The sequence below is a fragment of the Maricaulis sp. genome, from assembly GCF_030149515.1.
Taxonomy (GTDB): domain Bacteria; phylum Pseudomonadota; class Alphaproteobacteria; order Caulobacterales; family Maricaulaceae; genus Maricaulis.
In genome coordinates this window covers 122101-141287 of sequence record NZ_JASBRI010000029.1, presented here as the reverse complement: position 1 = coordinate 141287, position 19187 = coordinate 122101, and the positions used below count along the sequence as shown (strand labels likewise).

The window sequence follows — 19187 nt, the reverse complement described above, 5'->3', positions numbered from 1 at the left end:
GCCGAGAGGCTGGTGACGTCCCACCTGCGTCTGGTGGCCAAGATCGCCATGGGCTATCGCGGCTACGGCCTGCCGGTGGCCGAGGTGATCTCGGAGGGCGATGTCGGCCTGATGCAGGCCGTCAAGAAATTCGACCCCGACAAGGGGTTCCGCCTGGCCACCTACGCCATGTGGTGGATCCGCGCCTCGATCCAGGAATACATCCTGCGTTCCTGGTCGCTGGTGAAGATGGGCACCACGGCGGCCCAGAAGAAGCTGTTCTTCAACCTGCGCCGCATGAAGAGCCAGATGCAGGCCATCGACGATGGCGATCTCAAGCCCGACCAGGTCGAGGCCATCGCCACCAAGCTGGGCGTGACCACCGACGAGGTTACCTCCATGAATGGCCGCCTGTCCGGTCCCGACGCCTCCCTCAACGCGCCGTTGCGCGGCACCGAGGGCGAGGGGCAATGGCAGGACTGGCTGGCCGATGACGAAGCGGAAAGCCAGGAGGACGAGCTGGTCCAGTCGGACGAGTTCGAAACCCGCATGACGCTGCTGCAATCGGCCATGGGCGAGCTCAACGAGCGCGAACAGCACATCCTGCAGGAGCGCCGCCTGACCGAGGAGCCCAAGACGCTGGAGGAACTGGCCGACCAGTACGGCGTCTCCCGCGAACGCATCCGCCAGATCGAGGTGCGCGCCTTCGAGAAACTGCAGAAGGCGATGAAATCGATGGCGGCGGAACAGGGCCTCATGAACTAATCCGGAAATTTGCGTACCGCATGACTGGACCTGCCGGCGATCCGCCGGTAGGTCTTTGCGCATACGAAAGGTCATGCGTATGCGCTTGTTTGTTGGTCCGCTGGTTTGCGCGGCGGCGGTATTGTGTCCCGCCGCCGGTGCTGAATTGTCCGAGGAATACCGGGCCCTGCTCGGGGCCGCGGATGCACGCCAGTCCGATGCCGAATTTTTGGAGACCGCCAACCTCCTGGCCACGGTCGCGCCGGGCGGCCGCAGCGATGTGATCGCGGCGGTGGCCGAGCTGGCGCCGCGGCGCATGGACGTGCTGGAGGCCTGGAGCGAGACGGCGGAACCGGCCGCCGTCACGGCCGCCGCCGGTCCGGTGGCCGCCGGGGCGGAGATTGCCGAGGCGGAGGCTGAATCCGCCGCGGCCGCAAGGACGCCGGCAGGCACGGCGGAGACGGCCGGTACCGTGCGTCACTGGCACGGATATGCCGACTGGTTTCACCCCTATCACTGGGACGGGCAGGCCAAGCTGGGCCTGGCGATCGACAGCGGCAATACCGAACAGTCCGACTACAATCTTGCCGTGGAGCTCAGCCGTCCGCTCAATGGCGGCTGGGGTTTCGACGGCAAGCTGGAATATTACTACACGGAGAATTCCGGCCATGTGACGCGCGACCGCTGGCTGGTCGAGGCCCGCGGCGAACAACCTTCGGCGGATCGCTGGAGCTATTTCATCGGGTCCAGTCTCGAGCAGGACCGCATGTCCGGATACGACTACTCCGCCGTCCTCGCCGGCGGCGCCACCTATCATCCGCTCGACAGCGAGCGGCAGAGCTGGATCCTGCGTGCCGGTCCCGGCGTCCGCCATCGCGTGCCCGTGGGGCGGAACGGGCGCACCCGCTGGGTCATGGAACTGGGTTCGGTCTACGACATGACGCTCACCGAGACGGCGCAGCTGTCCTCGGAGACGACCCTATTGGCCGGACCGGAACCGCGCGGCGAACAGCGCTTCAAGCTGACCACCGCGATATCCGAGGGCTGGGGCGTGGAACTGGGCTATCGCGTCAAGCACGAATTCGATCCACAGCCCGATGTCGAGCCGACCGACAGCCGGCTCGATTTTTCCATCGTCCGCAATTTCTGAAGTCCGCTACCAGCCCCAGCGCATGCCGCCCGCTGCGGCTGGCCTGGATGGCCAGGGCGTCAAAGCCGATCTGCAGCGCCGAGACGTCGGACTGCAAGGCGGCTGCATGCGGCTTTTGATCCGCATTTCTGTAGCGTTATGCGGCTAGGCGCTCCGGGCGGTGCTCGCCAGGCCAACCGCGATCCCGGCCTGGCCGAGATAATAGGTGATCCAGACAACCGGGCCCGCCCAGTCCAGCCCGTCCGCAAACAGGCGCACGGCCAGCACGCTGTCGGAGACCACGAAGAGGAGCGCGCCGGCCAGGGCGAGGGCCGGTGCGCGGCCCAGTACGGCCAGGATCGCCATCACCAGGATGATACCGTTATAGATCGAGGCGGCCAGGCGCAGCTCGCCGAAATAGGGCTGCAGCCAGGACAGCATGACGATGCCATAGGCGGCGAGCGCCAGGGCGCCGATCCGGCTCCAGCTGCCGCGGGCGCCGTCGCGCAGGCGGATCATGGCGAAGAGGTAGATATAGACGAGATGACCCAGGCCGAAGGCGGCGATGCCCAGCGGGAGCTGGGCCGGCTGAAGCGCCAGGAAGATGTCGCCCTGCGCGCCCAGGAAAAGACCGAGCGCGAGAACCGGGTGTCTTTGTTGCAGGGCGAAGCCGGCGAGAAGGAGAATGCCCGCGGCCTTGATTGCCACATCGAGCGGATAGGGCGCGCCGAGGCCGAAATCGTCGAACAGATAGGCGAGGCCGAAGAGGGCCGACAGGCCCAGCAGGATTTGCGCAGCCCGGTCGTTCCGGACGGTCTGCGGCAGCAGGAATGTCATGGTCCGTCTCCCCTCGAAACGGTATCACGCTAGACTGGGCGGCAGGACGGAGAAAGGGGCATCGGCATGCGGTCGGGGCTGGCAGGATTGCTGGTGGCGTTTGCGGTTTCGGCCGGCGTGTTGCAGGCGCAGGCACCCGCAGCGGTCGCCGAGGCGCAAGCGCTGCTGGCGGAACAGCCGCATGCGGCAGAGCAGGCCTGGCGCCGGCTGGTGGCCGACGGGCTGCCGATCGTCGAACCCCATCCGGACAGGACCGGGCTTGCCCGCGTCACCTTCGCCGTCAAGACCCGGCCCGATACGGGCGCCGTGCGGCTGGACAGTGTGATTGCCGCATCGCGCGCCCGGCAGCCCGTGACCGACTACCGGCGCGACTTCACCCTGCCGCTGACGCAGATCGGCAACAGCGGGATCTGGTGGCTGAGCCTGGATGTGCCGCGCGATGTCGAAGCGGCCTATTCCTTCCTGGTCGAACGTGAGGGGCAATGGCGCCGGCAGTCCGATCCGGAAAACCGGCGCCGGCTTCACGGTGCCGCGGCCGAGGCCGTGCTGCGGCTCGACCGGGCCCCCGACATGGCTCCGGTGCGGCCCTGGCCGGGCCGGCTGGCGCGTCAGCCCGAGGCGATCGCCATCGACAGCACGGCGCTGCAGCGAAGCGTCTTCCTTCAGCTCTACCGGGCGCCGGATGGCGGGGCGGATGCGCCGCTCCTCATTCTCTACGATGCCTTTCTGTGGGGCGTGCGCGCGCCGGCCTGGGAAATCGCCGCCAACCTGGCCATCGCCGGCGAGATACCGCCCGTTCATGTCGTGCTGATCGACCAGCTCGATCCGGCCAGCGCCGCGGAGAATTACGCCGACCAGACCCGCTTTCTCGCCGACGAGCTCCTGCCGGCATTGCACGAGCACGAACTCGACCCGGCACCCCGGAACATCATCCTGGCCGGTGCGTCGCGGCGCGGCCTGGCCGTGAGCCGGGCGGCGCTGGCGCGGCCGGATGCGTTCGGGGCGGTGCTGTCGCTGTCCGGTTCCTTCTACTGGTCGCCTGACGGAGAGCCACCGCAATGGCTGGCCCGCGAAGTGCCGCCGGCGGAGGAGCACGCGCCGCGCTTCCATCTTGCAGCGGGCTCGCTGGAATATGTCGAGACCTCGACCAATGACGGCCATGTCATGCTGGAGACCAATCGCCGTTTCGCAGCGGCGCTGGAGGCGGCGGGTTACGAGGTCGAACTGGCCGTCTTCCCCGGCGGTCACGATGTGGCGGCCTGGCGGTACGCCCTGGCGGACGGGCTGGTGGCCCTGCTGGGCGAGTAGGGCGTGTCCGGAATGGGGCCCTCCCCACGGCACGCGGGGAGGACGTACAATCCCTATTTCGGAGGTTTGCCGGGGCCGCGCGGGCGGGGGCTGTCATTGCCCAGCCGGCCGGCCACGAAGTCCTCGTAGAAGGGCAGCCAGCGCTCCGAGCGGGCGGCGATGTAGATCATCGGTCCGCCGGGATTGGAGCGGAAGTTGGAATCCGTGGCCACCACGAAATACTCGTCCCCTTCGCGCACCATGAAGGGCGAACCGCTGTCGCCGCGCGTGGTGTCGCAATTGTGGGCCATCGTGTTGTCGCCATAGACCTCGACGATATGGCAGCCGATATTGCCGGACAGGTGGGCTCCGGTATCCCAGCTGTAGCCCGCCTGGTAGAGATCCGCCTGGCGTGCGCCGCGATTGCCGGCCGTGTCGACCAGGCCGCGCACGCCGACATGGCCCAGTTCCGCGCCCAGCGGGCGGTCGATGCGCAGCAGCGCCCAGTCGGTGCCATCCAGATCGTCGCCCGAGGAGAAGCGCTGCTCGTTCCAGTCCGGATCGTTGTAATAGTCGATCACCCGCGCCGTTGCCGGGCCGCCGGGCCGGGCATAGGCGGTGGTGAAGGTGCCGCGTGCGTCCATGCGGCCATTGTCGCTGATGCAGTGGGCGGCGGTGATCAGCACGTCCTCGGCGATCAGCGTTGCCGTACAGGCGCCGCCTGAGTCGAAATCGACCTGGCCGACCACATTCCAGGGGAATTGCGCGGTGTCCATGAAGACGCGGTCGTCATGACCGAAATAGTGGTCATTGATGCCCAGAGGGCGGTCGCGGCCGAAACAGTCGGCGCGATCCGAGCGTTCCGCGCAGGTGCCGTCACCGACACCCGGCTCGTTGCACACGCCGTCGAAGGCTGTCTCGCAGCTGTCATTGCGGAAGCGCAGATGGATCACGTCGCCGCAATCATTGAGATCGGTTGCCTGGGTACAGGCGCCCGTGCCGAAGCCCGGCTCGTCGCATTCGCCGTCATTGGCCCATTGGCAGGAATTGTCCTCGACGCCTTCCACGAGACGCCAGCAATCGGAATAGTCGGTGCCCAGCGGGCATGCGCCGGTTCCCAGGCCGGGATCGTCGCATTCGCCGTCATTGGCCCATTGGCACGTATCATTGCCGGTATAACGGCCCGACGGGGCGTCGTCGGCGCCAGGTTTGGGCGGTTTCTCGGATATCTGTCTCAGCCAGCGGCCGATTTCCCGGCTCGACAGGCGTTCGCCGTCATTGGCGCCCGGCGGCGCGCCCGCCAGGGCCGGCTCGCCGGGGTGGTGGTCCTGGCCGGCTGCCATCGCCGGCAATGCGAGCGCCAGTACGGCGGCGGCCCAGATGCGAGAAATCATGACAGCTCCTGTCCCCATATCGTTCCGCGCTTGTGCGCCAATTTCAAGGCCGAACCAAGCACTTCCTTCCCTGGCCTATCTAGCGTTCACAAAGGTGACCGTTCGCTGAACGCCGCATTCAATCCCCGCTCAGCGGCGATATGGCCCAATCCTGTCCAACGAGGGGACTTGCCCGTTGGAAAGGAAAACGCTCATGATCCCGTTCAAATCCCTTGCCGCCGCCCTGGTATTTTCGGCTGCTGCCCCGGCGGCATTCGCCGGTTCCGCCAGCGCCGGCACCTGGGTGCTCGATGCGGCGGCATGTCCCGACCTGCGCGAGGACTGGCATGACAGTCGTGTGGTGACCGGCCGCTTCGACCGCCGCGAAGATTTCCGCGACCGGCGCGTGATCGACTGCCCGCCGCGGGCCTGGCGCTACGAGACCAGCCGCTGGGACTACCGGCACCGTCCGGCCTTCTATGACAGCGTCCGCTACGGTACGCCGGGAACCGTCTATCGCGCCCGCAATGGCGGGTTCTACGTGATGGACCGGTTCGGCAACCGCCACTGGATCGATGTGCGCATCGAGTATCCGCGCCGCTATCGGCACGGCCACGCACGCCCGTATGGATGGCGCTACTAGACCGAGATCGATCCGTCCAGATAGCGCAGTGCGTGGCCATAGAGGGCCACGCGCCCGAACTTGGGCTCGACCTCGAGCGCTCCGGGGCGCGGCCCGATCTGCCGGGCCGACAGGCGCGGCTTGTCCAGGCGTTTGGCCCAGTAGGGCGCCAGCGAGCAGTGCGCCGACCCGGTGACCGGGTCTTCGTCGACGCCGGAGGCCGGCGCGAAGAAGCGGGAGACGAAATCCACCTCGCGGCCGGGCGCGGTGAGGATGATATTGGTGTTCAGGCGCTTCAGCTGGGCATGATCGGGCTCGGCGAGCTTGACCGCCGCCTCGTCCTCCATAACCCACATCTGATAGATGGCCCCGTGAATGCGGTCGATGTCGAAAACGGCCTGTGGTGCGGTCTCCAGGCCCATCGCCGCTTCCAGCGCCCTTGACGTCTCGGCGGGCCGGTAGCCGATCGCCGGCAGGTCCATGGCAAATCCCGCCCGGTCGCGCCTCACTTCGAGCCGGCCGGAGCGCGTGTCGAATTTCGCAGTCTCGCCGCGCACCTTTCCGGTTTCCAGAACCAGGGCGCCGGCGGCAAAGGTGGCGTGACCGCACAGGTCCACCTCGACCGAGGGTGTGAACCAGCGCAGATGCCAGAGGTCCTCGCCGAGGGGCACGAGAAAGGCGGTTTCGGACAGATTGTTCGACTCTGCGATCCCGGTGAGTACGGCGTTGTCGGGAAATGCGTCCATCAGGCACACGCCGGCCGGATTGCCGGAGAGAGGACGGGCCGTGTCGGCAAAGGCGTGGATTTCGTAATAGGGAAGCTGCGGCATGGGTCTACCAGGTCTCGCTGTCATGCGGGGCAAGGTCGAGGGCCAGGTCCGGGTCCTGCGCGTCGAAGGCGGCAACCGTTTGCACCGTGACGGGCGCGTCGCCGGCCATCTCGCCGAGCGCGCCCGCGACCAGCCGCCGGGCCTCCGACCGGAGCCGGGCGATCTGACGGGGCAGGGCGCGCCGCCAGTCTTCCACCTCCCGCTCGAGCGCCGCGAAACCCTCCGGCCGTTCGCCTGCAGGCAGGCCGCGCCAGCGGGCAATGTCGCGATAGGCGGCGGCGAGGCGTTGCGCCTCCTCCTCCTCGAAGATCTCGATCTCCACCTGCATGGCCTGATAGATCAGCGAGCTCTCCAGCACGCCGCCGGCCGGCGGCATGGCCGTGCCCCAATGGCCGAACCAGTCGCGCGCCTCTTCCACCGGTTTCGAGGCGGCCGAGGTCCAGTCATTGCGGGCGTCGCGATTGAGGAGGCGTTCGCTGTGCGGATCGATCACGAAGACGGTGGGCGTGGCATAGACGGCAGGAACGCCGAAGCGTGCCGTGACGGCCTGGTTCCTGTCGCGCCAGCCGACATCGATGAAGCGTGTCACGAAATACGCCTCCAGGGTTGCCGCCAGCTGGGCATCCTGGAAGTGGTGCGCCAGGGCCCGGCTGTCATGACACCAGTTGGCCCCCAGCACCAGCAGCAGCCGCCTGTCGGTCTCGCGGGCGTCTTCCAGGGCTGCGTCGACCGCGTCCATGGCCCCGTAATTCCCGTCGAAGGGGCGGGGATGATCGTCCTCGGCAGTCACTGCGGGGGCGAGAAGGAGAAACAAACCGAGCACGGCGGCCAGACGCATGGATACACCTCGCATTGGATCGGCGCGCACCAAAGCATGACCGCCGCGATTGCGCCAGTTTCCGATCAGCCGGCCGCCAGCGCGGCAAGCCGCGCATAGACCCCGTCATCATTGGCCGCCAGTTCCTCATGCGTGCCCTGTTCCACAACCCGGCCCCGGTCGAAGACCAGGATGCGGTCGGCATTGCGGATGGTCGACAGGCGGTGGGCGATGAGGATGGTGGTGCGTCCCGCCATCACCGTTTCCATCGCCTCCTGCACGTCGCGCTCGGTCTCGTTGTCCAGGCTGGATGTGGCCTCGTCGAGAATGAGGATCGGCGCATCGGCCAGGATCGCCCGGGCGATGGCCACGCGCTGGCGTTCGCCGCCGGAGAGTTTCACCCCGCGTTCGCCGACCAGCGTCTCGTAGCCGTCCGGCAGGCGCCGGATGAAGGCGTCGGCATGGGCGGCCTTCGCGGCCCGCTCGACATCGGCTTGCGTCGCGCCGGGGCGGCCATAGGCGATGTTCTCCGCGATCGAGCGGTGGAACAGGGCCGGGTCCTGGGGCACCAGGGCGATATGCCGGCGCAGACTGTCCTGGCGCACCTCGCGCACGTCCTGGCCGTCGATCAGCACACTGCCGTCGTCGACATCGTAGAGCCGCTGGACCAGTTTCACGAAGGTCGACTTGCCCGACCCCGTCGGTCCCACCAGTGCCACTTTTTCGCCCGGCCGGATGGCGATGGAGAAGTCGTTGTAGAGCGGCCGGCCCTGGCCCTGATAGGTGAAATCGACATGATCGAAGCGGATCGCCCCGCGCGCAGGCCGGAAATCGGGCGCGCCGGGCCGGTCCTCGACCTCGTTCTCCTGGATGTCGAAAATCGCCAGGTCCTGGATCTCGTCCATCGATTTCTGGACCTGCTGCACCTGTTCGCCGAAGCGGCGCATGTAGCCGGCCACGATCATGTAGGCGGTCAGCGCGGCGACCACATCGCCCGCGCTGGCTGCGCCGCGCGACCATTGCCACACCAGAAGGCCCACCAGGCCGGCCTGCATCGACAGGTCGGTGACGATATTGACCAGCCAGGAATTCACGAAGCGCAGCCAGGTCTTCCTGGCCTCGGCCCGCCAGCGCCAGGCCAGCGCATGGAAACGCCTGTCCTCGCGGGTCTCGGCGCCGAACGTCTTCACCGTGGCGATACCGCCCACGGCATCGGCCAGCGCGCCGCCGATCTGGCTGTCCAGCGCGTTGGAGCGAATGTTCTGCGGCCGGATGTAATAGCGCGACAGGGCCAGGTTGGAGATCACGAACCCGGTCATGATCGCCAGCGCCACCCCGCCCACCAGCGGCCAGCGCACCGCCATCAGCCCGGCCACGCCCAGCATCACGGCCACCGACGGGCCGACGCCGAAAATGATGTTCATGGTCAGATTGTCATAGGCCCACATGCCGCGCGTCACCTTGCGCACGACCGAGCCGGCAAACGTGTTGGCGTGCCAGTCGAGGGAAAAGCGCTGGACCTTCGAGAAGGCATCCGACGTCATGTCGGCCATGTTCGCCGAGGAGAAGGGCACTTCGCAGCGCGAGGCCATCTGGCGGAACAGGTAGAAGATGGCGGCCACGCCCAGATAGATCCACAGCGCGGGCCAGTGCGCCCCGTTTTCCGGCCCGGCCGACAGCGTGTCGATCAGCCGGCCCGCGGCGAGCGGGATCGTCAGTTCGGTGAAGGTGGCCAGCGACATGAAGCCGATCATCCCCGTCAGGAGCCAGGGACGGCGGGCCCATTGCCGGCCGAGAAAGGCCAGCACCTGGGTGTTTTTCAGCTCGCGCTGGCGCGGTATTGCGAGGTCGTCGTCGAGAAGGTCGGACATGGCAGTTGCGGAACGCCGCCGGGGGCGGGAAGAGGTTCCGTCCTCATGATCGTGATCATCCGGGAAAGGGCTGGGCAGGCGCTCGAATCGCCCGCGCACCGGGTCCGCATCGCGCGGACGGGGCTGTCGCGGGGAACAGGCAGCGCGCCGGCTACCCGTTATTCCTGGATGGATCGCGTCATGGATCTGCTCACCTGTGCCGATTGATCCGGGACGGGCGAGGTAGCCCGATGCGGCGGGCAGGGCAAGCACGTACCGGCACGATTTTGCCCGTAAGGCGAGAGGTGTGGCCCTGCGGGCACAGGATACGGCCCGGCCGCGGCCTCAGCGATAGCGCCACACCCTGGCCTGGCGCACGTCGCGGTCTTCCAGGTCGCGGGTGACCGGCACGGTGTATCCGGCCAGGCGCTGCAGCCGCTCGCGGGGCAGGAAGGCGCGGCCCGGATCGCCGATCAGCACCGTGGCGCCGCGCGCAACGAGGTTCTCCAGCCAGGCGCCGGTCCGGCGCGCCGGCCCGTCCTCGTAGAAGACGTCGCCGGCCAGCACCACGTCCCAGCCCTCGTCGGTGCCCACCAGATCGCCCAGCCGCGTGTCCAGCGCCACCGCATTGGCCGCCGCATTCGCCTCGATCGCCGCGATGGCGAACGCGTCCAGCTCGCACGCTTCCACCCGGTCCGCACCGGCCTTCATCGCCGCAATGCCCGACACCGCGCCGCCGGCGGCAAAGTCCAGCACGCGCCGGCCCGCAACGATGTCCGGACGGTCGAGACAATAGCGCGCCAGCGCCTGTCCGCCGGCCCAGGCAAAGGCCCAGAAGGGCGGGGGCAGGCCCATCGCGCCCAGCGCCTCCTCGGTCTGCTGCCAGATCGCCACCGTCTCGACGGCCAGGTGCAGCCGCACTTCCGGCACCAGCGGCGGCGCCATCAGGGCCGTATTCCGGCGGACAAAATCCTGCGGATCGTCGAGGCGGGGGCTGCCGGGCACGTGCACTCCTGTCACAATGGCTGCCCCTGCCCGATAGGGGCGCGGGAGCCCGAGAGCAAGCCATGGCCGCACGCGTGACCTGAAGCCCGGTCGCGGCCCCTTCGGAAGAATGGCGGGATTTCGTCGCCGGAAAACGGCGGGCCGGTCTCGCTTTTCTTATGTCCGCCTTGGCGCAGGAGGGGACTTAGTAGAAGAAGGAGAATATCGCCCGCAGATGCCAGGGGCCCTTCGCATAGGCTCTATCGTAAGCGGGCCGTCATCACCACCGCGCCGCGGGTTCGCTTGCGCCATACCCGGGGGCGTTGTACGCTTCGAACGTCCGGGGGGGAAGCATGAGCTGGTGGGGCGTTTATCCCGATGGCGCATCGCGGGTGGATGAAGCGTATTTCGACGAACTACGTTTCATCCGTGATGCGCTGGAGAAGGGAAATAGCGGTGCGGCGGAGCGTGCCGAGCGGAATGCGCATGCAGTCGAAAAGGCAGTCGGACGGCTCCAGGAACTGGGCGCTGCAACCGAAAATGCATCGCGAAGAGTTGCCGGCGAACTCCGGGAGATGACAGGCTATATGCACGCTGCGCTTGGCGAGCTGCGGGCGATAGGCGATCAACTTTCAACGCTTATTCATGCGGTGGACCGTGGATTCTCGGAAATCAGCGCACATCTCGATCGCGTTAGCGACCAACTCGCCGAACTCATAAAGATCCTAAGGAGCCCGGAGGAAACACGGGCGATTGAACAGATGCGAGCGGGCCTCCAACTCTTTCGCGGCGGCAACGACTACATGTTGGACGCCCGCCAGAAATTCGAGGCCGCGATCGAGCATCACGATCTTCTTCCCATCCCTTGGCTGTATCTCGGCAAGATCGCCTTTTACATCGACGGCGATGCCGCCAGCGCCGCCGATCTTCTCGGAAAAGCCGTCAAATACGGCCGGCTCGACCCGGAAAATGCGGCCCACACCGCTGACGCCCTTCTCGATCTCGCTGCGGTCGCCTTCGTCGACAAGGACAAGATCGCCGCCGCCCGACATGCGCGCGAAGCCGCCGAACTCATGCCTAACGATGCGGGCGTTTACATACAGGCAGCGCATGTCCTGCTAATGGCCGAACATGAGGAAGAGGCCCTCAACCTCATCATCAGAGCCTTTTTTCACGATCCCAAAACCGTCGTCATCCTTGCACAGGACTGGACCGCGCCACTCGCGCCGGCCCTCAAGAAATGGCTGCGAGGTCAGCATGAAGGAGAATTCGAAGAGCTACGCGACATGCAGGAAGACTTCGCCGCCATCCGGGCGGAGGCGAATGCAAAGGGACACAGGCTTTCCGCCTGGTCCCGCTTCGGCGATCTGACAAAGACGTTCGAGATCATGCAGCGAGGTTTCCTCGATTTGCGGGAACGGCGGGTGCGGTGGGAGAAATCGATGAGCGAATTAGCGAGGCATGTTCGCGAAGAGATAGACAGCACGATAAAGTCCCACCAGCTCAAAGTGAGCAATCATAGTAGCGAGGCGTTCGGAAATATATCGAAAACTTTGCTAGGAATTCTGATAATGCTGTCCATTGTATTTTTTATATACACACCACTTATAGACCCCATCACACATGGCACCGCCTTCCCATTTTGGCCAACAGCTATACTTATAGCTTTCGCAATAGTTATTTTTATTATGTTTTTAGCAAAGTCTGAGAACCCGTTCGTTTCATTTATTGCAACTAGTTTTATATTGTTTATACCATTAGCTTTGACTTCCTATCTTGTTGTGGATGCCGGCATCCCGGCGCGGGTTGCCATGTGGGGCGGGCCGGGGATGATTGGTTTCATCATATTAGTGGGTATTGCGAGAGGCATGGCGAACGCTGGCGAGCTGAACGGCCTGAAAAGGGCTGTCAGGAATATGCGCAATGACCTCGATCCCCTCGCCGCGAGACTTGGACAGTACACGTAGAAGCGACGTGAAACCCTAAAACCGGGATGAGGCAGGATCGCATCGCCGATGCAGATCGTAATGTGGTTAGTCTGCAGGACCTCCGCCAACCGGCCTGCGGGCTGACCAGACGCGGTCCGGTGAACCCGATCTGCCGGTGAAGACCGACTTCGCCTACGCTCAGCGGCGCTGAGCGTAGGTCCAGGGCGGGAGGTCATTGAGTTGGGTGATTTTGGTGTCGGCGATGCGAGAGAGCATGTCGGCCGAGCTATAGGCGGTGTCGCCGGACAATCGCTCGGGCACCTGTGCATGGCGCGCTTCGACCTGGTCGACCATCTGCTTGGTAACGACCAGCCCAAGGCTCACCGGGCCGTCATTGAACCGCCCCGGATTTGCCGGAGACTTGTTGGCAGGAGTCGTTTGCGGATATGTTGGCCGCTTCGAGTTCGGCGGCACCAGCAATCGGCCCTCCCTTCCGCCAACGTCCGCTTACGGGATACCCCGCCCAATCCCGCAATCACTCCCCCTCCGGCCCCGTCACTTCAGCGCCCGCCAGTTGTGGCAGGGCCAGGACGTCCTCGCGGATGAGGTCGAGATCGCCGACCAGGACGAGTGTCATTTCATCCAGCGGGAGATAGGTGCGTGCGGCGTCCGAAATGGCGGCGTCGGGGACGGCCAGGATGCGGGGGACGTAGCGGTCGAGATAGTCCTGCGGCAGGCCGAAGAGGTCGCGCCGGGACAATTGCCCGATCAGGCCGCCAGTGGAGGCGTTCTGCAGGATGAAGATGCCGGCCAGCCAGGAGCGGATGCCTTCGGCTTCCGCATGGGACGGGGGTTCCGATTGCAGGCGTTCGATCTCGGCAAAGGTCTCGCGCAGGGCGGCGGCGGTGTCGGCGGCGGAGACGTCGGCATTGAAGGTCCAGAACCCGCCGTCCAGCGTCCAGGTGAGGCTCGAGCCGGGGGAATAGGTATAGCCCTTGTCCTCGCGCAGATTGCGGGTCAGGCGCGAGGTGAAGGACCCGCCCAGCAGCGCATTCATCACCGTCAGCTCCGGCGCGTCGGGATCGCCGATGCCGGCGGCGGGAAAGCCCAGCCGGACGGTGGTCTGGGGGGCGCCGGGCCGGTCGATGAAGCGGACCGCGGGACCGGCCCGGGCCGGCGCCGTGACGGCATTGTCCGGCGTGCCCTGGGCCCAGGTGCCGAAGGCCTCGCGGACGGCGGTTTCCATGGCGGCCGCGTCGAACCGGCCGGCAATGTAGAGGCGGCTGCGCCCGGCGCCGAAATGATTGCCGTGGAAGGCCGTCACATCCGCCATCGTATAGCCGCGCAGCCGGTCCTCGGCCGGCAGGTAGTTGCCATAGGGATGATCGCCGCCGAAGAGGAGGCGGCGATAGGCCTCCGTGGCGACGGCGCCCGGCCGGGCGCGGGTGACGTCGACATCGCGCACCAGATTGGCGCGCACGCGCTCGAACCCGGCGGGGTCGAGATCGGGCCGCATGGCCACGTCGGCGATCAGCTGCAGCGCCTCGGGCCCGTATTCGGACAGGACATTCGTGCCGATGCCGGTGGCATGGGTGCCCACGCTGATATCGATCTGCCCGCCCATGGCGGCGATGGCCCGGGATATCTCCGCGCGGGAGCGTCCGGCCGCGCCTTCCTCCATCATGGCGGCGGTGAGGTCGGCGATCCAGGTCTGCGCCCCGTCATCGATATTGCCGGCGCGCACCTGCAGCGAAATGTCCAGCGTGGGGGCGAGGCCGAAGGGGATGAAGGTCACCTCCAGCCCGTTGTCCAGGGTGAAATGCCGGGTGTCGGGCAGTGCGAAGGCGACCGGTTCGCCGATCTCCGGCCGTTCGTGCACCTGCGCGCCGGCGGACGCCGGCAGGAGGGCGAGGGCGAGGGCGGCGGCGCCCAGGGCCGCGCGGATGAGGGTGTGGGGCATCGGTCTCATTCCTCTGTCGGTCCCGGACTATTCGCCGTTTCCGCCGGGCGCTGCGGCCGCGTCCCCGCCGCCGGCGAGGCGGACTTCCAGAACGGTGCGGTTGGCGGGGCGCAGATACTCCCGGGCGGTGGCCAGGACGAGGTCCGGCGTGACCTGCGCGAAACCGCCGGCGATGCGGTTGATGCGGCCGGGATCGTCGTCGAACAGGGCGAAGGCGGCCAGCAGGTCGACCAGGCCGAAGCGCGTCGCCGTGTCCACCGTGCCGTAGAAGTCCGAGAGGAGTTTGGTGCGGGCGCGGTCCAGATCGGCCTGGGTGACCGGCTCGGTGCGGATGCCCTCGATCGTGGCGTCGATCGCCGTCATCACCTCGGAGACGGTGAACTCGCTGTCGTGGATCAGCCCGGCGGTCCACAGCATGGGGCCGTCATAGTTGAAGGCATTGCCCAGCAGATTGATGCCGCCGAACACGTCCGAGGCATAGCCCGCCTCGTCGACGACGGCCCGGGTCAGCCGGCTGTCATCGCCCTGCAGCAACAGCTGGTCGATCAGGATCATGGCGTAATATTCCGGCGTGCCGCGCTCGGGCATGTGATAGGCCACGGCCAGGGCCGGCCGGTTGGCCAGCGCGTCCTCCATGACCGCGAATTTCCCGGCCTCCTGGCGCGGTTCGGAAACGTCGATCTCCGGCAGCGGGTCGCCGGCGGGGATATGGCCGAAATACGCCTCGATCCAGCCCAGTGTCTCGCCCTTGTCGATATCCCCGGCCACCACCACAACGGCGTTGCTGGGGGCGTAATACCGGTCGAAGAAGGCCTGGGCGTCCGCCAGGCTGGCGGCGTCGAGATCGGTCAGGTCGCCGTAGAAATTGTGGGCGTTGTGCCAGTTCTCGTTGGCCGCCATGGGCAGGTCGATCCAGATCCAGCCGCCATAGGGCTGGTTGATCACATTGACGAAGACCTCGTTGCGCACGACCTCGCGCTGATTGTCCAGCTGGTCCGCGTCGAGATCGGGGAAGGCCATGCGGTCGGCCTCGGCCCACAGCACCGCTTCCAGCGCGTTGGCGGGGACGACTTCGTAATAGTTGGTGAAGTCATAGCGAGTTGACCCGTTATTCACGCCCCCGGCGCCGTAAATCAACGTGTCGAACGCGCCGTGCGGCAGGTTGCGCGAGCCCTGGAACATCAGGTGTTCGAACAGGTGCGCAAACCCCGTCCGCCCCCGCGGCTCGTTGCGGAATCCCACCCCGTAATAGACCGCCACGGTGGCCGTCGGCACCGTATCGTCCTCCGACAGGACCACGCGTAAACCGTTGTCCAGGCTGTGATAACTGACATCGACCGTGAAGCCGCCGGCGCCCGCCGGCGGGGCCGCGCCGTCCGTTTCGCCCGGTGTCCCGGCTGGCTGGCACGCGGCCAGTGCGACGGCGCCGATGCCGGCGGCCAGGCCTTCCAGAATGCGCATAACGGTCCCCGCTCATGTCCCGGCAAGCATTGCCAGCCAGCATGAAAGACCCGCTTGCACCTGCGGTCAAACGGTCATGAGCGGGATCGGACGTTTTCTAGGCTGGAAGGAGCGCTCCGGCCGCCAGCGTGGCAACCAGAAGGAGGCCGCTTGTCCTGTTGGACCTGAACAGGGCGAGACAGCGCGCCCCGTCCTCGATATCCAGCCTGCGGACCTGGTTGAATAGGTGTGCCGTGTAGAGTGTGAAGGGCAGGACGGCCCAGGGCGAAGCGCCTGTCAGCCAAATGGCCAGGGCCGCCAGGACGGCATTGGCGCCATAAAAGCCTGCCACCCAGTATTGCGAGGTCTCGCCGAACAGCCGGGCCGTGGACTTCACGCCCGCCAGGGCGTCGTCTTCGCTGTCCTGGTGGGCGTAGATCGTGTCATAGCCCAGCGTCCAGAAGACCGCCCCAGCATAAAGCGCAATCGCGGCCGCATCGACAGTGCCGGCCGCAGCCGTATAACCCACCGGGATCCCCCAGTTGAAGGTCAAGCCCAGCCAGGCCTGGGGCCACCAGGTGATGCGCTTCATGAAGGGATAGGCCGCCACCAGCAGCAGCGAGCCCAGCCCCACGCCGATGGCGGCCAGCGGCAGCTGGACCAGGACAACAAGCCCGGCCAGCGCCTGTCCGGCAAGAAACAGCCAGGCCTGTTTCAGCGATACGGTTCCCGCCGGCAGCGGCCGGCCGGCCGTACGGGCGACCCGGGCATCGAGATCGCGGTCGACAATGTCGTTATAGGTACATCCCGCCCCGCGCATGGCGATGGCGCCGATGGCGAACAGACCCGCATACCACAGGTCGACCCAGCCCAGCCCCTGTCCCGTGCGCGCCAGCATCAGCCCCATCCAGCAGGGCAAGGCGAGCAGCCAGAATCCGACTGGCCGGTCGTAGCGCGCAAGGCGCAGATAGGGCCGCAGCGCCAGCGGCGCCCTGTCGACCCAGGTTGTTGGTAGGCTGTCGGCGACACGCCGGTCGAAATTCAGCTGCATCCTGGCGGTGTGGCAAAAGCCGGGACTCAATTCAAGGCGGACTTGACGTCGCACCACTGCGCCGCCAAAGCGGAGCCATGTCAACCGATCCGAGACTTTTCGTCGGCCAGGATCTTGCCGCCGGTCAGGCGGTCGCCCTGCCGAAAGAGGATGTGCACTATCTGGTGAATGTGATGCGCCGCGGTGCAGGCGACACGGTGCGCCTGTTCAACGGCCGCAACGGGGAATGGCGTGCCGGCATCGTCGAGGCAGGCCGCAAGGCGGCCCTGCTTGAGCCGGTCGAGCAGACGCGGGAACAGTGCAGTGTGCCGGATCTCTGGCTGCTGTTCGCACCGGTCAAGCGCCAGAAGACCGATCTTGTCGTGGAAAAGGCCACAGAGCTGGGCGCCGCCGAGATCCGCCCGGTGAGCACTGCCCGCACCCAGAGCGATCGCATCAAGACCGACCGCTTCCGCCTGATCGCCAAGGAGGCCGCGGAACAGACCGAGCGGCTCGATCTGCCGCGCGTGCATGAGCTGGACAGGTTGGACCACGTGCTCGACAGCTGGGATCCCGCACGCCGGCTCATCTATTGCGACGAGGCGGGCGATGAGGATGGCGTGCCCTGGGGCGGCGCCCGCGGCCGGGGACGGCCGATGCTCGAGGCGCTGTCCGCCATCGAGCCGGGGCCTGCTGCAATCCTGATCGGGCCGGAGGGCGGGTTCTCGCCGGATGAGCGCGCCCGTCTGCGCAGTCTGGATTTTGTCATCCCCGTGACGCTGGGACCACGTGTGCTGCGAGCGGAGACCGCCGCGGTCGCTGCGCTGACGCTCTGGCAGGCGGCTGTGGGCGACTGGGCCGTCCGAGCGTCTTAATTGGGACACAATCCGACAGTGGGATCGGCGCCAGTTGCGGGGATGATTCAATGTTTCGTTTTCATGGGTTAGCCATTGGCGTGATGGCCTGTCTGGCAGTGTCCGGAGGAGTTTTCGCGCAGTCCGGCGAGGGGCCTCTGGAGGTTTATGAGGGCCGCTATGAATACGTGGGGGACACCACGCTGCTGATTGCGGCCGGACCACATGCGGAGCGGCTCTATGCGGTGATCTCCGGGGCCCGCTACCCGCTGGAGCCGGATCGCGACGACGTCTTTCTCAATTCCGGCGGGCAGGAAGTGCACTTTGTGCGTAACCGGGCGGGTGCGGTGACGGGCTATCGCGTCCTGGAAAGCCAACCGCTTGAGACCAACCGGCTCTTCCATATGCTCGATTCCACGGAGCGCTATCCCGAAGCGGCCTGGACCGGCCGGCCGGACGGGGCGCCGGATACCTACGCCTATCGAGCGCCGGATACCCTGGATGACGGTCTGGCTACGGCTGAGCTGGCAAACGGCGATCCCTTGCGCGAGCGTGTGAGCGCCCTGGCGCAGTCCGTTTACGACGACGAATGGCCCTATGTGCACAGCGCGCTTGTCTACCGTGACGGTGCGCTCGTCTTCGAAGAATATTTCTACCAGTACGACCGCGGCACGCAGCACCAGATGCGCTCGGCTACCAAGACGCTTGTGGCCCTGCTCGTCGGCGCGGCTATCGATCGTGGCGCGATCGCCTCGGTCGACGTGGAAGTGCTGCCCTATTTCGACGCCTATGACGCTCTCGAGAATGTCGACGACCGAAAGCGCGCGATCACGCTGGACGATCTGCTCTCCATGCGTTCGGGGCTGGCCTGCGATGACTGGGATCCCGGCTCACCGGGTAACGAAGTCCTGATGGGGCAGAGCGATGACTGGGTGCGTTTCGTCCTCGACCTGCCCATGGCCAGACAGCCGGGGAGCGAGGCGGCCTATTGCTCGGGTAATGTGATCCTGGCCGGCCGCATGGTCGAAATGGCGGTCGGCATGCCGCTGGTGGAGTTTGCGGACGAGGTGCTGTTCGCCCCGCTGGGCATCGCGGACTATGACTGGGATTTCAGCCCTGACAGGTCGAATACGGACAATTTCTGCCAGGCTTGGCTGCGGCCGCGCGACGTGATGAAGATCGGGGTGATGATCGCCAATGACGGCGTGTTCGATGGCGACCGGGTGCTGCCGGCGGAGTGGATCGAGCGCATGACGGCCGCTCACGCCGAAATCGGGGGAACGCCCTACGGCTATTTCTGGTGGGGCCGCTATCTCTTCGTCGACGGCGAGCGCCACGAAACCCCGCAGGCCTCCGGCAATGGCGGGCAGAAGATCATCCTTCTTGATGCGCTCGACGCGGTCGTCGTTCTGACGGCCGGAAACTACAACGCCTCCTCCCACACCAACGCGCTGTTGGGGCAATACATCATTCCCGGCCTGACGGGCGAAAGCCCCTGACCGGCAGTCACTTCGGTGTGAAAC

Annotated in this window: 18 protein-coding genes; 8 read left to right on the top strand and 10 right to left on the bottom strand. The window is 66.3% G+C overall.

The annotated features are described in order from the left end of the window. Positions 1–744: RNA polymerase sigma factor RpoH (gene rpoH / locus Q1U94_RS14000; protein WP_300545857.1), on the top strand; the 744-nt coding region annotated here is incomplete at its 5' end. A gap of 79 nt (positions 745–823) precedes the next feature. Continuing rightward, positions 824–1873, top strand: a complete 1050-nt coding sequence (locus Q1U94_RS13995; RefSeq protein ID WP_300545854.1) for a YdiY family protein — start codon at positions 824–826, stop codon at positions 1871–1873. A gap of 144 nt (positions 1874–2017) precedes the next feature. Here the strand turns inward: Q1U94_RS13995 and Q1U94_RS13990 are convergent, their stop codons facing one another. Next, positions 2018–2689 carry a lysoplasmalogenase gene (locus Q1U94_RS13990; protein ID WP_300545852.1) on the bottom strand — a complete coding sequence of 224 codons (672 nt, stop codon included), beginning with the start codon at positions 2687–2689 and terminating at the stop codon, positions 2018–2020. A 66-nt stretch (positions 2690–2755) separates the two neighbouring features. On the opposite strand from Q1U94_RS13990, the gene Q1U94_RS13985 reads away from it, so the two are divergent. Beyond that, positions 2756–3997 carry an alpha/beta hydrolase-fold protein gene (locus Q1U94_RS13985; protein WP_300545850.1) on the top strand — a complete coding sequence of 414 codons (1242 nt, stop codon included), beginning with the start codon at positions 2756–2758 and terminating at the stop codon, positions 3995–3997. A 53-nt stretch (positions 3998–4050) separates the two neighbouring features. Here the strand turns inward: Q1U94_RS13985 and Q1U94_RS13980 are convergent, their stop codons facing one another. Continuing rightward, a complete protein-coding gene (locus Q1U94_RS13980; protein WP_300545847.1) occupies positions 4051–5370 on the bottom strand; it encodes a trypsin-like serine protease in 1320 nt (439 codons plus the stop codon). A gap of 193 nt (positions 5371–5563) precedes the next feature. On the opposite strand from Q1U94_RS13980, the gene Q1U94_RS13975 reads away from it, so the two are divergent. After that, the gene (locus Q1U94_RS13975) at positions 5564–5992 is read left to right on the top strand and encodes a hypothetical protein (RefSeq protein ID WP_300545844.1); all 429 of its coding nucleotides are present in this window, start codon (positions 5564–5566) and stop codon (positions 5990–5992) included. On the opposite strand, the gene Q1U94_RS13970 is transcribed toward Q1U94_RS13975, so the two are convergent. The 3 genes from Q1U94_RS13970 to Q1U94_RS13960 all read right to left on the bottom strand — a co-directional run bounded on the left by Q1U94_RS13970 (position 5989) and on the right by Q1U94_RS13960 (position 9489). Further along, positions 5989–6801, bottom strand: coding sequence for a PhzF family phenazine biosynthesis protein (locus Q1U94_RS13970; RefSeq protein WP_300545841.1), 813 nt, complete (start codon positions 6799–6801; stop codon positions 5989–5991). The genes Q1U94_RS13975 and Q1U94_RS13970 overlap by 4 nt on opposite strands. A gap of 4 nt (positions 6802–6805) precedes the next feature. Further along, positions 6806–7639, bottom strand: a complete 834-nt coding sequence (locus Q1U94_RS13965; protein WP_300545839.1) for a thioredoxin family protein — start codon at positions 7637–7639, stop codon at positions 6806–6808. A 65-nt stretch (positions 7640–7704) separates the two neighbouring features. Continuing rightward, positions 7705–9489 carry an ABC transporter ATP-binding protein gene (locus Q1U94_RS13960; RefSeq protein WP_300545837.1) on the bottom strand — a complete coding sequence of 595 codons (1785 nt, stop codon included), beginning with the start codon at positions 9487–9489 and terminating at the stop codon, positions 7705–7707. A 45-nt stretch (positions 9490–9534) separates the two neighbouring features. On the opposite strand from Q1U94_RS13960, the gene Q1U94_RS13955 reads away from it, so the two are divergent. Further along, on the top strand, positions 9535–9696 hold the full coding sequence (locus tag Q1U94_RS13955) for a hypothetical protein (RefSeq protein ID WP_300545835.1): 162 nt from the start codon (positions 9535–9537) through the stop codon (positions 9694–9696). A 117-nt stretch (positions 9697–9813) separates the two neighbouring features. Here the strand turns inward: Q1U94_RS13955 and Q1U94_RS13950 are convergent, their stop codons facing one another. Next, complete coding sequence (locus Q1U94_RS13950) at positions 9814–10413, bottom strand: 50S ribosomal protein L11 methyltransferase (protein WP_366917297.1); 600 nt, start codon at positions 10411–10413, stop codon at positions 9814–9816. 392 nt (positions 10414–10805) lie between these two features. Between Q1U94_RS13950 and Q1U94_RS13945 the strand changes: the two genes are divergently transcribed. Next, positions 10806–12419: a hypothetical protein gene (locus tag Q1U94_RS13945; protein WP_300545831.1), complete on the top strand. Its 1614-nt coding sequence runs from the start codon at positions 10806–10808 to the stop codon at positions 12417–12419. Between the two features lie 159 nt (positions 12420–12578). On the opposite strand, the gene Q1U94_RS13940 is transcribed toward Q1U94_RS13945, so the two are convergent. The 4 genes from Q1U94_RS13940 to ubiA all read right to left on the bottom strand — a co-directional run bounded on the left by Q1U94_RS13940 (position 12579) and on the right by ubiA (position 16831). Continuing rightward, entirely contained in the window at positions 12579–12860 is a 282-nt protein-coding gene (locus tag Q1U94_RS13940) for a hypothetical protein (RefSeq protein WP_300545829.1), read from the bottom strand. A 55-nt stretch (positions 12861–12915) separates the two neighbouring features. Further along, positions 12916–14340, bottom strand: a complete 1425-nt coding sequence (locus tag Q1U94_RS13935) for a pitrilysin family protein (protein ID WP_300545827.1) — start codon at positions 14338–14340, stop codon at positions 12916–12918. A 27-nt stretch (positions 14341–14367) separates the two neighbouring features. Next, on the bottom strand, positions 14368–15801 hold the full coding sequence (locus Q1U94_RS13930) for a pitrilysin family protein (protein ID WP_300545824.1): 1434 nt from the start codon (positions 15799–15801) through the stop codon (positions 14368–14370). 97 nt (positions 15802–15898) lie between these two features. Continuing rightward, positions 15899–16831, bottom strand: a complete 933-nt coding sequence (gene ubiA, locus Q1U94_RS13925) for a 4-hydroxybenzoate octaprenyltransferase (RefSeq protein ID WP_300545822.1) — start codon at positions 16829–16831, stop codon at positions 15899–15901. 77 nt (positions 16832–16908) lie between these two features. Here ubiA and Q1U94_RS13920 point away from each other — a divergent pair, with 77 nt between their 5' ends. Continuing rightward, positions 16909–17685 carry a 16S rRNA (uracil(1498)-N(3))-methyltransferase gene (locus Q1U94_RS13920; protein WP_300545820.1) on the top strand — a complete coding sequence of 259 codons (777 nt, stop codon included), beginning with the start codon at positions 16909–16911 and terminating at the stop codon, positions 17683–17685. Between the two features lie 50 nt (positions 17686–17735). Next, the gene (locus Q1U94_RS13915) at positions 17736–19163 is read left to right on the top strand and encodes a serine hydrolase (RefSeq protein ID WP_300545818.1); all 1428 of its coding nucleotides are present in this window, start codon (positions 17736–17738) and stop codon (positions 19161–19163) included. Positions 19164–19187: the final 24 nt, after the last annotated feature.